A 14,477-nucleotide genomic window follows, 5' to 3' on the forward strand; every position below is an offset into this window, starting at 1 on the left:
TACAGTTTTAGCAGGAGGGAGAAAAATGAGTGCGCCTATTGAGATGTCAAAAAATCGGAAGCGCTTTCCGAAGTGGATTAAAGTTACATCAACTATCTTAATCGTTATCGTCTTAATCGTTGCGGGCACCGGCCTGTACTTAACCAAAAAATCATTACCAAGCATTAAAGGAAATTTAACGATTAGTCCGTTAAACCATAAAGTAGAAGTAGTTAGGGATGGTAAAGGAGTACCTCATATTAGTGCTAAGAGTCTGCATGACATGTATGTTGCGCAAGGGTTTGTAACTGCACAAGATCGATTATTTCAAATGGATTTAAGCAGAAGACAAGCTTCCGGACAATTAAGTGAAATAATTGGTGATGCTACAGTGGAGCGTGACTCATATTTTCGAACGCTTGGTTTAAGAAGAGCAGCTGAAGCTTCTTACAGCAAATACGATAAAAATGGACAAAATGTTTTAAATTGGTATGCAGAAGGAGTAAATGCGTACATAAAATACGCAATAAAGGAAAATAAACTACCAGTTGAATTTAAAATTTTACAATATAAGCCAACTAAATGGACGGCAATTGACTCACTAGTAATTGGTAAATATATGGCATTTGATTTAGGTGGACACTGGAATGAACAAGCATTTCGTTATTATGCTATGAATAAATTTCCAAAGGATAAGGCTTTGGAGCTATTCCCAGCTAATAATGATATAGATCCGTATATTATTCCAAGTAATACTTCAAAAATAGACGTAGAAAAGAGCTTTGCAAGCGCAATTATTCCACCTATTTGGAATGGAAGTAATGATTGGGTTGTTAGTGGATCTAAAACTAAGTCCGGTAAACCGTTATTAGCGGATGATCCTCATTTAGGATTAGCGACACCGGCAATTTGGTATGAAACTCAATTAAAATCCGGTGATATGAATGTAAGTGGTGTAATTTTTGCAGGGGTTCCGGGAATCATCGTTGGTCATAATGAACATATTGCCTGGGGAGTTACAAACGTAGGCCCAGATGTACAAGATTTATATATTGAAAAACGAAATCTAAATAAGCCAGACGAATTTTTATATGATGGTCAATGGGAAAAGGCACAGGTTATAAATGAAACGATCAAAATAAAAGGTAAAAAGAATAAGGTTTTACCTGTTATGATTACGAGACATGGTCCAGTGATTTCGGAATTTGCGAGCGAAGCTGGAAAAGATACTGTCTTCTCTTTACAATGGACAGCACTACAACCAACAACGGAGCTAGAAGCTGTTTTAAAGTTTGACGTTGCAAAGGATTGGAATTCGTTTAAAAAAGGTTTGGCTTTATTTGAAGCTCCTGCCCAAAATTTTGTATTTGCATCGGATGACGGAACAATTGCTTACCGAGCAAATGGAAAAATTCCAATCCGTAAAAAAGGTGATGGACTAATGCCAGTTCCAGGTTGGACTAGTGATTACGGATGGAAAGGTTACATTCCTTACGATGAACTACCAACAATCATTAACCCAAAGGAAGGATTTATTTCATCTGCAAATAATAAAGTAGTTTATGATTCATATCCATACCATATTTCAAATTCATGGGCACAGCCTTACCGTCAATTACGTATTCAGGAAGTATTAAAAAAGAATGACAAATTGACTGTTAAAGATATGCAAAAGCTACAAATGGACGAAATGAACTTACAGGCGAAAGAACATGCACCGAAGTTTATTAAGTCAATAAAACAAAATAAAGATCAATTATCATCTGTTGAAAAATCAGCTTTAAAGGAACTTGAAAAATGGAATTTTATAGATGATAAAGATGAAGCTTCTCCTCTCATATTCCAAATGTGGATGACTGAAATAAATAAAGCATTGTTCGATCAACAAATCTCAAACGATATGATGGATTTATTTGGCGACCGCAAAGTCGTAGTCGATCAATTGCTACGTGACAGCTTAAATGGGAAAAAAGTAATCTGGGTTGATGAACAAGGTGGAATTGATAAACTTTTATTAAAAACCTTTAAAACAACAATTAAAAATATTAGCAAAACTGACGGTGAAAATGCAGCTAAATGGGATTGGGGTGATCACCATAAAGTTGCTTTCGAACACCCATTATCCAGTATTAAAATCTTTAGCTATTTCTTTAATGCAAGAGATCCAATCCCAGTAGGAGGTAGCGCAACTACCGTTAAAGCAGCGGGATATGATGACCAAGGAATCGTAGATCATGGTGCATCATGGAGAACTGTTGTTGACTTTGCAGATTTAAGTAAATCAGTAAACGTAGTTGGACCAGGACAATCCGGAAACCTCGGAAGCAAATGGTATAGTGATCAAATGGAAGATTGGGCAAATGGAACATATCATACTACTTCTTTGAAAAGTGTAAAAGGTGTTAAAGAAATGTTCGAACCGGGAAAAACAAAGAAGAAGTAGGAAGGCAGTATAGAGGGCAGACCTTTTAGAGGTCTGTTTCTTTGTTTGAGAAGTGAAAATGTAGTGATTTAATTGCGATACCTGATTATTAATTGCAGCTTCAATGAATTTAATATCACTTTAAAGGCTAAATCAAGCAACTAAGATTTGATCACCCTATCCAGCACGCAACTCTAATTTCTTCCCTTTCACCACCTCATATAATAAAATATTTAAATAGATTGTCCAAAAAAATTTGAAAAAAGGGGGGCTGTGAAAATGAATGGAATGGGCTTAGTTCTCGAAGGTGGAGGAATGAGAGGGATTTATACTGCTGGTGTTCTTGATTATTTTCTAGAACAAAATATAGAAATTCCTTATGTGATAGGTGTTTCTGCGGGTGCTTGTATGGGTACTTCTTATTTATCAAAACAACATGGTCGTAATAAACGAGTAAATACGGAATTTTTACAGCATCCAGATTATATTTCTTTTAAAAATTTAATTCGTAATAAGCAGCTTTTTGGCATGGACTTATTATTTGATATTATTCCTAATGAGTTAGATCCATTTGATTTTGATTCTTTTTATAATGCTGAGCAAAAATTTGTAGTTGGTACGACTGATTGTATTACAGGAGAGCCTGTCTATTTTGATAAAGATCAAATTGTAGAATCAACAGATATGTTAAATATTATTCGGGCATCAAGTTCTTTACCGTTAATGGCTCCAATCATTAAGTTTAATGATCATTTCTTGATGGATGGTGGTATTGCAGATCCGATTCCGATCGGTAAATCTGAAGCGGATGGCAATCGTAAAAATATAGTTGTTTTAACTAGAAATGCTGGTTATCGTAAAAAGCCTTCAAAGGGAACTTGGTATTTGCAAAAAAAGTATAAAGATTATCCCGGACTTGTTCAGGCCGTACTAAAAAGATATGAAGTTTATAATAAGCAGTTAGAATATATTGAGGAGCAAGAAAAAGCTGGAAATATATTAGTCATTCGTCCTGTACAAAAGTTAAAGGTTGGACGAATTGAACGAAATAAAGGTCGTTTATTAGAGCTTTATAAAGAAGGGTATGAAGATGCTAAGCGACTTCGTGAACAAATTTTAGAATTTATATCATATGAAAAAACGACCTGTTAATCAGGTCGTTTTAATATTGTTGAAAATTAAACTATTCAGTCTGAATGAAAACGCTAGTCTTTCAGAGTACGAAGCATGTTATAAAAGCGATACAACTGAGAAAGCGAGCGTTTGTCAGCAGTCTGATCAACCTGCTAATTTCAGGTTGTTTTTTATGGGGGAGGGAGAAAATAGATTAATCCTTATTATTATTATTATTATTATTATTTTTGTTGTTATTATTGTTCATCATGTTTTTCATCATCATTTCAAACATTACCATATCGACACCTAAACACGGATTCATACAGCCACAGTTACGTTTCCTTCTAGTACAACAGCATCTGCATCTGCAATGACAATCATGGTTATGGCAATCACAACGATCACGATGGCAATCATCACAATCGCAACTTCTTCTTCTGCAATCGTCACAATCACAGTCATTACGTCTACATCTACTTGAGTTCATGTTGACTTGATCTTGGTTGTTCCACATCGTAGAACACCTCCTTGAATAATCTACATAAACAAAATATGCATAGATGTCCCATCAAGGAAAGGCTAGTACCTAAATAAAAAATAAAAAGGCACATTAATCTTTTTAAAGATTATGTGCCTTAAAATATTTATTATTAATGTGGGAAGAAAACCAATTGGATTAAGAATAAAATACCAAATATATAAATTACTGGTTTAACATTTTTAGCTTTCCCTTTCACAACTTTTAATAATGGATAGGTAATAAACCCAAGAGCAATACCTGTCGCAATACTTGATGTAAGTGGCATTGTGATAATAACTAGAAATGCTGGGAATGCTTCTTCAAAGTTATCCCACTCAATATGACGAACACTACCCATCATTAAGCAGCCTACTACGATTAATGATGGAGATGTAATTGCCGCTACATCAGAAATTGAATTAACAAGTGGGCTAAAGAATGCTGCAAAAACGAATAGTAATGCAACAACTAGTGCAGTTAAACCTGTTCTACCTCCAGCTGCAACACCTGCTGTAGATTCGATATAAGCTGTTGTAGGTGAAGTACCAAACATAGCTCCAATTGTTGTACCGAATGAATCAGAAAGCATCGCACGACCAGTACGTTTTTCATCTTTTTTATCTAATAAACCAGCTTGTGAAGCTACACCTAAGAATGTACCTGTCGTATCAAAAATTGTAACTAATAAAAATGAAAAGACAACCGAATATAGTCCATAATGAATGACATCTGAAGCTGCTGTAATTGGATTATCAACAATGATATGCTCAGGTAATTTAGGTAAAGAGAAAATACTTCCTTTAATGTGTAATTTTCCAGCAAATCCCGCAATGATTGTTGTTGCAACCATTCCAAAGAATAAAGCTCCATTTACATTTAAGGCAAATAAGATAACTGTAATTGCAATTCCGACTAAAGTAAGAACTACTCCTGGAGAATGAAGATCGCCTAATCCTACAAGATTATCTTTGTTAGCAACGATTATACCTGAAAGACGTAAGCCTATAAAAGCGATAAATAATCCAATTCCAACACTAATTGCATGTTTTAATGTATTTGGAATTGCTTCTATTAAATGAGTTCTAAATTTTGTTAAAGATAGAATAACGAATAAAATACCTGTAATAAATACAGCTGAGAATGCTAAATGATACGAAATGCCATGTGCTTTTGAAACAACTGAATAGGCAAAGTATGCATTCATTCCCATTCCGGGAGCAATTGCAATTGGGTAGTTTCCGAACAATGCCATAAATAATGTTCCGACTAAAGTTGCTATGATTGTTGCAGTAAATGCTTGGTCGAATGGAACGCCAGCCGCAGATAATATGATAGGGTTAACAATAATTATATAAGCCATAGTTAAAAAAGTAGTAAAGCCGGCTATAATTTCTGTTTTAACGGTAGTGTTAGCCTCTTTTAATTTAAACATAATAGTTCTCCTTGTAAAATACGAATGATAAACTCAACAGTTATTAATAATATTCGTTTTATTGTGAAAGTGCAAGTTTTTTTATTAGATTAACCTCTTTTATCGAATTCAATTATGTTTAGTATTCCTAAAAGTATGATTTGGGTATGCTAAATCTGAATTATTTAAAAGGAGGATGTCGTAAATGAATCAGAAACAGTTTCCGACTAAATTTAATCCGCAACATCAAAATAAGCAACCAGGTATCGAAAAGGAAATGACGCCAATACCGATATCAGATGATCCAAACTACACACCAAGTGGTAAATTAAAGGAAAAAGTAGCCATTATTACTGGGGGAGATAGTGGGATTGGAAGAGCAGTTGCAATACTTTTTGCAAAAGAAGGGGCATCAGTTTTTATTCCGTATTTCGACGAGGATGTTGATGCACAAGATACAAAGAAATTTATAAATGATTTTGGTGGAAATTGTGAAATAATGAGATGTGACATTAGAACAGAGGAAGCTTGTAAACAAATCGTTCAAAATGCAATTCAAACCTTCGGAAAAATTAACATTTTAGTGAACAATGCTGCTGTTCAATATCCACAAAAGAATTTGGAAGACATTACGGAAGAGCAATTAAAAAGAACATTTGAAACAAATATTTTTTCAATGTTCTTTTTATCAAAAGCTTGCCTTCCACATCTGAAGCAAGGGGACTCTATTATCAATACTGCGTCAATAACTGCTTATAAAGGACATGATCAATTATTGGATTACTCTGCGACGAAAGGAGCGATTGTCACATTTACTCGTTCACTTTCTACAAATCTTGCTCAAAAGGGAATTCGTGTTAATGGTGTAGCTCCTGGGCCAATTTGGACACCATTGATCCCAGCAAGTTTTGACGAACAAGAAGTAGCAAAGTTTGGTAGCACAACTCCAATGAAACGAGCTGGACAGCCAGTAGAGCTCGCACCGGCATATCTTTATTTAGCCAGCAATGAAGCTTCCTTTATTACAGGACAAATCATTCATGTAAATGGTGGAGTAATTGTGAACGGATAAACTAATAAAATGGTGCCATTTACGAAAAATGTAAATGGCACCATTTCATTAATATTTAGGTCGAAATGTATGACAGCAAGTTTCACCACTATGTACAGCAGAAGTAGTTATCTCACCGTCTAAGACTGCATTTTGAATCGTTAAATCAAAGTCATTTGAGTACTCGTATGCTTCGGTTTGAACAAGAATTGAGTCTGCTTGGCAAAAGTTTCCCTGCCCCCAAAAATTACAATTTGCAACACTACATCTAATTTCTGGCATGAACTCGCCCTCCTTTAGTTTTATTTTCTACATACTTTGCAATCTCATTCAGATTTAAAATAGTGCATTTATAGAAATTTTAGTGAGAATATTGTAAACTTTTGTTATATAGAAGGAGTTCTTAAGACTTTTATCGAATCTGAACTCTGATTAAGTATAGGAGGAGAACAAAATGAATTGGGAAACAACTTATGAAAAATGGATTCAATCACCGACATTAGATCAAGAACTTAAAGAACAATTAAACAATCTTGAGAATAATCACCTTATACTTAAGGAAAGCTTCTATCAAAATTTAGAATTTGGAACTGGTGGAATGCGTGGAGAAATCGGACCTGGAACGAATCGTATGAACATCTATACTATTCGTAAAGCATCTGCTGGTTTTGCAAAATATATTGAAAGCTTTGGAGAAGAAGCAAAAAATCGTGGAGTTGCAATTGCTTTCGATTCTCGCCATAAAAGTCCTGAGTTTGCAATGGAAGCAGCTAAAACACTTGCAACATATGGTATTAAAGCGTATGTATTCAATGAATTACGTCCTACACCAGAATTATCATTCGCAGTACGTGAGTTAAACTGCTTCGGTGGAATTGTCATTACGGCTAGTCATAATCCACCTGAATATAACGGATTTAAAGTTTATGGTGATGATGGTGGTCAATTGCCTCCAGCTGCTGCTGATCAAGTAATTGAATACGTTAATTCATTTGAAAATGAGTTAGAAATTGAAGTATCTTCTGAAAAAGAATTAGTTGAAAAAGGCTTAATACATAGATTAGATGAAGAAATGGACAAATTATATGTAGAGCAACTAAAAAGTGTTGTTGTTAACAACGATTTAGTTCAAGAACATGGTAAGGATTTAAAAATTGTCTTTACTCCATTACATGGTACAGCATTACTACCTGCAACGATGTCATTAAAAGCAGTTGGCTTTGAAAATGTAACAATTGTTCAGGAACAAGCAAAAGCAGATCCGAATTTTACAACTGTAAAATCACCGAATCCTGAAGAACACGCAGCGTTTGAATATGCAATTCGTTACGGTAAAGAGATTGATGCAGATGTATTAATTGCAACTGACCCTGATGCTGACCGATTAGGAATCGCTACGAAAAATGAAAACGGTGAATATGTAGTCTTAACTGGTAATCAAACAGGAGCATTAATGCTTCATTATTTATTAAGCCAACAAGATGTACCTTCAAATGCACTATTACTTAAAACAATCGTTACATCTGAATTTGGTCAAGTAATCGCATCAAAATTCGGTGTTAAAACAATCGATACACTAACTGGATTTAAGTTTATTGGTGAAAAAATTAAAGAATATGAGCAAACGAACGAATACTCATTCTTATTCGGTTATGAAGAAAGCTATGGCTATTTAATTAAACCATTTGTACGTGATAAAGACGCAATTCAAGCAACAGTACTTGCTGCAGAAATAGCTACTTATTATAAAACAAAAGGTATGACTTTATATGAAGGCCTAAATAGCCTATATGAGCAATATGGCTATTACTTAGAAGGATTAAAATCACTAACATTAAAAGGGATTGAAGGTACAGAAAAAATCCAATCGATTTTAACAAATTACCGTCAAAACCCTCCTGTTGATATAAATGGTCTAAAAGTTGTTACAGTTGAAGATTATAAACTTCAAGAGAAAACGACATTAGAATCAGGAGAAAAAGAACAAATACTTCTACCTAAATCAAATGTATTAAAGTATCAACTTGAAGACGGTTCATGGGTATGCTTACGCCCATCTGGAACTGAACCAAAAATCAAGTTCTACTTTGGAATTGTTGGACAATCCCGTCAAAATAGTATCCAAAAATTGGATAGTTTACAACAAGCATTTATGGAAAAAATTGAAGTATTAGTCTAAAAAAAGAGCGACTATTTAGTCGCTCTTTTCATTTATTTTAGTTAAAGCTCTAATGATGAAATGAAAGATTGTTCTTCAATGCTTTCTTCCCTAGTAGCATGCTCAATATGTTGGAACATACCTTTTAGTTTTTCATCAATGATCGCTAAGTCCCTCTCGTATTTAAAAGCATGTAGAAAATGTTCGATACGCTTTGAAAAAAGTTCGTCTTTCGTATTTACCATTAACACGAGAAGCTTATCCCATTGACAACAATAAGTGTAATACAATGCTAAATCATAATCGGATTGTACTTGCATTGTGAACCTCCTTTTTAGAGGGTACACATAGTTTATGGCGAAAAAAATTAATTAGCCATGAGAGAATTTAACAAAAGGTTACGGTAGAGGTTAGGTAAAAATAGGATGGTTAAGTGCTGGACCGATAGGGAAAACCGGAAGTAAAGTGATGTGATTTTTCGTATTTTAGAAATACTTTATGGTTTTGAACAAATTATTAAAGAAATGGCTTCAATTTAGTTAAATGGAATTCAAAATAGGATGAAAAAGGGCCAAAATATATTAATTACTGTTTTTTTGCATTTGCCTTGGAATTTAATTGCGATTCCCGAAATTTAATTGCGATTCCCAAAGTTTAATTGCGTTTCTCGGAATTTAATTGTGATCCTGGAGTTTAATTGCAATTCCGGATTTAATTACGACTACTGCCATTAAACCGAAAACTTCCCCCAGGATCAGATAAAATCTTTTCCAAAACTTAAAGTATACTTTTATTAGAAACAGGGATAATAAGCTTAAAATAATAAGCAATACTGGAGAAACTATGTAATCCAAACTGCATTTTCTATTTTTCTTAATCAAAAATAAAAGAATTCAAAAAATGGAGTTATATCAATCATATTGTACAAATAAAATGAACTACCGTATGAATTTTTTTCATACGTTTTTTTGTGTTTATGATTAAAAAAAATTTTGAATTAGGCAAATGAATATAGTAGAGATATGACTATTTTTACATTAATTCAATTTTCAGTTCATAGAATAATATAAGAAGAGACAGGAGGAGAGTGTGATGAAGGCGAGTGATTATAGAGCGTTGGAATATGCTATTGACGAAATTACAGAGATTGCGAGAGGATTTGGGCTAGACTTTTACCCAATGCGCTATGAAATCTGTCCTGCAGATATCATTTATACATTTGGCGCATACGGTATGCCTACAAGATTCTCCCACTGGAGCTTTGGAAAACAGTTTTATAAAATGAAGCTTCATTACGATTTAGGGTTAAGCAAAATTTATGAATTGGTAATCAACTCTGATCCATGTTATGCGTTTTTATTAGATACAAACTCTCTTGTTCAAAATAAATTAATCGTTGCACACGTTTTAGCTCACTGTGACTTCTTTAAAAATAATATTCGTTTCTCAAACACGAAGAGAGATATGGTTGAAAGTATGGCAGCTACTGCTGAACGAATTAAACACTATGAACATATATACGGAAAACAAGAAGTAGAAAATTTCCTAGATGCAGTACTCTCAATTCAAGAGCATATTGATCCATCATTAATGCGACCAAAACTAGCTTATGATTTAGAAACTGATTTTCCAATAAAAGAGAAAAAAAGAGTTACTCCATATGATGATTTATGGAATATGGATCAAAGTAAAGAAAAGAAAAATGATTCAAACCTTATCCCAATTAAACGTAAACAATTCCCACCACAACCTGAAAAAGATATCCTTTTATTTATCGAAGAGTACTCCAGAGAACTAGAAGAATGGCAACGTGACATCCTGACTATGCTACGAGAAGAAATGCTTTATTTCTGGCCACAGCTTGAAACAAAAATTATGAATGAAGGCTGGGCAAGTTATTGGCACATACGCATCATGCGTGAACTAAATCTAGACTCAAATGAAGCAATTGAATACGCAAAACTAAATGCAGGTGTTGTTCAACCATCAAAAACAAGCATAAATCCATATTACTTAGGACTAAGAATGTTTGAAGATATTGAAGAGCGATATAATAATCCAAGCAAAGAAATGATAGAGTTAGGTGTTAAACCTGGCAGCGGTCGAGAAAAGATGTTTGAAGTACGAGAGTTAGAGTCTGATAGTTCATTTATACGAAACTACTTAACGAAAGATCTTGTCATGCGTGAAGATATGTATCTATTCCAGCGACAAGGTAAGGAATATAAAGTTACAGATAAGGCATGGGAGAATGTAAGAGATCAACTTGTCGTTAGTCGGGTAAATGGTGGATTCCCTTATATAGTAGTTCAAGAAGGCGATTATTTAAAAAATGGTGAGCTTTATTTGAGGCATTCTTATGAGCATATGGAACTTGATGTGAAGTATGTTGAGAAGGTAATGCCTTATATTCATCAGTTGTGGGGTAGAGGGGTTCATTTAGAAACGAATATTGAGAATAAGTCAGTGTTGTTTAGTTATGATGGGAAGAATATTCATCGGAAGTATATTTAAAGCCACCTTTTTTAGGTGGTTTTCTTAATGGATTAGAAAGTATAAAATTCTTTTATTTATTATTTGTTTTTAGCTGACATAAATTTAAATATTAGGATTACAAACTTAGTTGGAAACATTAAGGTTTTGTACCTTTTGGTTTCATCCTTCCAATATTATTGAAAAGGTTCAAAAATTTTAAAGTTATTGTAATTGCAACTTTTAGTTTAAGTTTAACTTACGAATTAATTCAGCTATTATTTGACTTTGGAAGTTTTGACATTGATGATTTAATTTTAAATACTCTTGGAGGTTATTAGGTTATATACCAATTAAACTCATTGAATTAATTAATAATAGGAAAAACCAACTAAAAATAACCACTGATTTATAACAAAAATATGATTAAACGATAGTTACATAAGACTTTGAGCTACGATCATCAGACCTCGTAGTAAGGAATATAAGTTCTAATCTATATCAGGAGGAATTGAAAATGGAAGATCAAATTAAAGTAGAAATTCAAATAAGTGCTGTTGGTGAAGTAACAGTAGATGGTTATGATGATGCATATAAAAACTATGAAATAGGAAGAACAAAAAATCTTGCAAAATCAGTTACATTGGGAAATCTTGAAGAAATGATTAATGAACTTTTTGAAGAAGTTCAATTAACATATGACAACCCAGAGCAATTAACAGCAAAAATAGTTATTAGAGCGAAAAAAGATCAAAATAAAATTAGGTATCTTGGATAATAAAGTTAAATACCTTATGCAACTGATATGAACGAAACTGTCAAACCACCAAACCAAAAAGGTTTTAATTTAGAGATTTTTCAATTTTTAGACAGACTTAAATTAGGACTACCAACCTAGAATTTAAAAATTAGATTTTCTAAGTCTGTGAATGACAACTTTATAATAGTAGATATTTTTAGTTTCTAAAGAAAAGATAATGTCTTAAAAGCTTGGCACGAAGGCAAATTAATTAACGGTGATTTACAGTCTGATATGCGTGGGTTGGTTACCACATTTCATTTTATCCGTTACGGAGCTGCATCGATCTAACGGCGCATGTGCGACTACTGCGAATTTACCTGTTTTCCCTCTAGCAGTGATTCGACTGTATTTTAAATTAAGACGGTGTTGAGCTTTCCAGGCAATTCTTTGTGCTTCGAGTGGTTGACCAATTTGTCTCTTTTTTAATTCACCTTTTAGTGATGGACGATGGCGATAAGACCAAGAAACTTCCACTAAAGAACGTCGGATATGTGAATTTCCAACTTTGGTAATCGAACCTTGCCAACGATTTGATCCACTAGAATATTCTTTCGGAACAAGTCCTGCATAGGACATTAGTTGCCTTGGATTTGAGAAACGAGAAAATTGCCCAACTTCAGCGACTAGTGTTACAGCCGTAATCTCAGCTATTCCTCTTAAGGTCTGAAGTGCTTGAATGACAGGCGCATGTTCGCTTTTTATTGCTTCTTCATGAATCTGTGCTTCAATTCGTTTCATCCTTTCCTCAACTTCGAATATAGAATGAAGATATTCTTGGAATACAATACGTAAAGAAGTTTTTTCGAAAGTAAGTGTATTCAACCAAGTACGATATTTGACTGTCCAATTTTTAACACCTTGAGGTGAGCGAATTTCATGGCGTAGTAAGAAGTGAACAAGTCTTTGACGTGCTCTTTGTAAATCTTCACGAGTATCAAATCGAGCACGAATTAAATCTCTTAAAGCTTCATGATTTTCATCAGGTACCCAAACAGAAGTTAGCTCTCCAGCTCGAAGAAGTTGAGCTAGTCTTAGTGCATCACGACGGTCTGTTTTTACTCGATCACCAGCTCTTTTCGGAATTAGAGTAGGTGCAACGACAATACACTCTATATCCATTGATAAAAGCTGACGGTAAATACAATACCCACATGAACCTGCTTCATAGCAAACTAGTAGTTTTTCTGGATCGCCTAACTTCTTGAAAAGTTTACGAATGCTTTCAGGTGTGTTTTGAATATTACCGTGAAATCGTGGTTCTCCACGTCCTTCTTCAGCAAAACCAACAGAAATAATGTCCTTTGAAACGTCTAAATCAATAAATTTTTGACTATCCTTCATAATATAAACGGCTCCTTTTTGTTTGTAGCTCTACATTTGGAATGGGTAGGCTTTTACTTAACTCCCATTATTGCCAAGTGCAACCTACGCTAAGCAAAAGGAGCCGTTTCGTTCATTATGACTAACGCAAGCTTTAATTGAAGAACAAAAGGGATGATCATAAATCAATCATCCTCTTCTTCACTATATAGTAGGATGGTCGGCAAAGAAGATTTCTCTAATATATACAATACAATTAATAAAATTTCATACTGAAAATATTCACTGTTAAGCGATAACGCATTATTAGTGTGTTTTTCCAGAAGTAAACAACTAATTTATATCGTATTCCCATAAACCTAATTTCCCTTTAGCTGGTATAAAATCGATTAACATTTCTTTATTGGAAACTTCCCAAATATAATTCCCTACTCTAAAATCTCCTAAGAAGTAGTCATTTCCTGAAACAATACGTCCATCTTCCAATACTGCACTTTCTTGAGTATCTTCTATTACTTTTAAACAATTAATAAGATTACAGACACCAATAATCATGCCGGTTGGTAGATTGCTCCTATTCAACTCGTGCTTACTAAGCAAATGCTGAATTGCATTGTTATTACAAACATTACTATCTATTTTTTTACTTGTGTGAATCGCCAATGGACCACGATATTTAGTTTTCCATGTTCTTGTTTCGTATTGTGCTTCATTAAAAAGGAAAAGGCTGGCCCAAGGTTGAATCATTGAAAGTACCTTCATATATGTAATTACACTTCCTTATAAATAATATATATCATATGGAAAAAGCCGTATTCCGAAGAGTACGGCTTTTCTTCTTGTTTTTAATTATGGTTTTAGAATGACCTTGGTACGTGACTGCTTTGATGTGTTGCCTCCTGAATTTATGATACTTCCATAAAATATCCAAATGAAATAAACGTTATTCAATGCAATTTTTAAAAATTCTTTTGCTTTTCTTAATGCAAATGTGTAAAGGAAAATACCTTTTTGTAGAATCAAGTCGCCGCAGTCAACTCAAAAAAGTTCTGATGAATCAATTACTAGAAAAAGACATTTAGGCTTACGCATAATACAGTACGTAGAGAGTAAACAAGAGTTCACATTAAACATAACCGAAGTGTTAGTTTTCCAAAAGTACAATAAACTAAAAAAAGCAATAGTTTGTAGATTGAATCTCCTATATAACTATCCTGAAAATATAA

Annotated in this window: 14 protein-coding genes; 8 read left to right on the top strand and 6 right to left on the bottom strand. The window is 33.8% G+C overall.

Features of this window, described 5'->3' with window-relative positions:
- Positions 1 to 25 precede the first annotated feature (25 nt).
- The 3 genes from COI44_RS07010 to COI44_RS07020 all read left to right on the top strand — a co-directional run bounded on the left by COI44_RS07010 (position 26) and on the right by COI44_RS07020 (position 3,827).
- On the top strand, positions 26 to 2,422 hold the full coding sequence (locus COI44_RS07010; RefSeq protein ID WP_098427275.1) for a penicillin acylase family protein: 2,397 nt from the start codon (positions 26 to 28) through the stop codon (positions 2,420 to 2,422).
- Between the two features lie 258 nt (positions 2,423 to 2,680).
- Positions 2,681 to 3,553, top strand: coding sequence for a patatin-like phospholipase family protein (locus tag COI44_RS07015; RefSeq protein WP_098427276.1), 873 nt, complete (start codon positions 2,681 to 2,683; stop codon positions 3,551 to 3,553).
- Positions 3,554 to 3,569: 16 nt separating this feature from the next.
- Complete coding sequence (locus tag COI44_RS07020) at positions 3,570 to 3,827, top strand: hypothetical protein (RefSeq protein ID WP_142329237.1); 258 nt, start codon at positions 3,570 to 3,572, stop codon at positions 3,825 to 3,827.
- Between the two features lie 8 nt (positions 3,828 to 3,835).
- Here COI44_RS07020 and COI44_RS24045 read toward each other — a convergent pair whose 3' ends face one another.
- Together COI44_RS24045 and COI44_RS07025 are read right to left on the bottom strand one after the other, a co-directional pair.
- A complete protein-coding gene (locus COI44_RS24045; RefSeq protein ID WP_179887037.1) occupies positions 3,836 to 3,979 on the bottom strand; it encodes a hypothetical protein in 144 nt (47 codons plus the stop codon).
- 188 nt (positions 3,980 to 4,167) lie between these two features.
- Entirely contained in the window at positions 4,168 to 5,469 is a 1,302-nt protein-coding gene (locus tag COI44_RS07025; protein ID WP_098427278.1) for an NCS2 family permease, read from the bottom strand.
- 184 nt (positions 5,470 to 5,653) lie between these two features.
- Here COI44_RS07025 and COI44_RS07030 point away from each other — a divergent pair, with 184 nt between their 5' ends.
- The gene (locus COI44_RS07030) at positions 5,654 to 6,520 is read left to right on the top strand and encodes an SDR family oxidoreductase (RefSeq protein WP_098427279.1); all 867 of its coding nucleotides are present in this window, start codon (positions 5,654 to 5,656) and stop codon (positions 6,518 to 6,520) included.
- 48 nt (positions 6,521 to 6,568) lie between these two features.
- On the opposite strand, the gene COI44_RS07035 is transcribed toward COI44_RS07030, so the two are convergent.
- On the bottom strand, positions 6,569 to 6,781 hold the full coding sequence (locus COI44_RS07035) for a DUF1540 domain-containing protein (RefSeq protein WP_056471273.1): 213 nt from the start codon (positions 6,779 to 6,781) through the stop codon (positions 6,569 to 6,571).
- Positions 6,782 to 6,953: 172 nt separating this feature from the next.
- On the opposite strand from COI44_RS07035, the gene COI44_RS07040 reads away from it, so the two are divergent.
- On the top strand, positions 6,954 to 8,678 hold the full coding sequence (locus COI44_RS07040) for a phospho-sugar mutase (protein ID WP_098427280.1): 1,725 nt from the start codon (positions 6,954 to 6,956) through the stop codon (positions 8,676 to 8,678).
- 41 nt (positions 8,679 to 8,719) lie between these two features.
- Here the strand turns inward: COI44_RS07040 and COI44_RS07045 are convergent, their stop codons facing one another.
- Positions 8,720 to 8,977 (bottom strand): YhdB family protein, encoded by a 258-nt coding sequence (locus tag COI44_RS07045; RefSeq protein ID WP_098427281.1) that lies wholly within the window; start codon positions 8,975 to 8,977, stop codon positions 8,720 to 8,722.
- Between the two features lie 772 nt (positions 8,978 to 9,749).
- Here COI44_RS07045 and COI44_RS07050 point away from each other — a divergent pair.
- The 3 genes from COI44_RS07050 (at position 9,750) to COI44_RS07060 (ending at position 11,907) form a co-directional block, all read left to right on the top strand.
- Positions 9,750 to 11,171, top strand: coding sequence for a SpoVR family protein (locus COI44_RS07050; protein ID WP_098427282.1), 1,422 nt, complete (start codon positions 9,750 to 9,752; stop codon positions 11,169 to 11,171).
- Between the two features lie 158 nt (positions 11,172 to 11,329).
- Positions 11,330 to 11,470 (top strand): VanZ family protein, encoded by a 141-nt coding sequence (locus COI44_RS24515; protein ID WP_286163803.1) that lies wholly within the window; start codon positions 11,330 to 11,332, stop codon positions 11,468 to 11,470.
- A gap of 176 nt (positions 11,471 to 11,646) precedes the next feature.
- On the top strand, positions 11,647 to 11,907 hold the full coding sequence (locus COI44_RS07060) for a hypothetical protein (RefSeq protein WP_098427283.1): 261 nt from the start codon (positions 11,647 to 11,649) through the stop codon (positions 11,905 to 11,907).
- Between the two features lie 243 nt (positions 11,908 to 12,150).
- Here COI44_RS07060 and COI44_RS07065 read toward each other — a convergent pair whose 3' ends face one another.
- On the bottom strand, positions 12,151 to 13,272 hold the full coding sequence (locus COI44_RS07065; protein ID WP_218926912.1) for an IS110 family RNA-guided transposase: 1,122 nt from the start codon (positions 13,270 to 13,272) through the stop codon (positions 12,151 to 12,153).
- A 312-nt stretch (positions 13,273 to 13,584) separates the two neighbouring features.
- On the bottom strand, positions 13,585 to 14,013 hold the full coding sequence (locus COI44_RS07070; RefSeq protein ID WP_098427284.1) for an ASCH domain-containing protein: 429 nt from the start codon (positions 14,011 to 14,013) through the stop codon (positions 13,585 to 13,587).
- Positions 14,014 to 14,477: the final 464 nt, after the last annotated feature.

The organism is Bacillus sp. AFS088145, from assembly GCF_002564465.1.
Lineage (GTDB): Bacteria > Bacillota > Bacilli > Bacillales > Bacillaceae_G > Gottfriedia.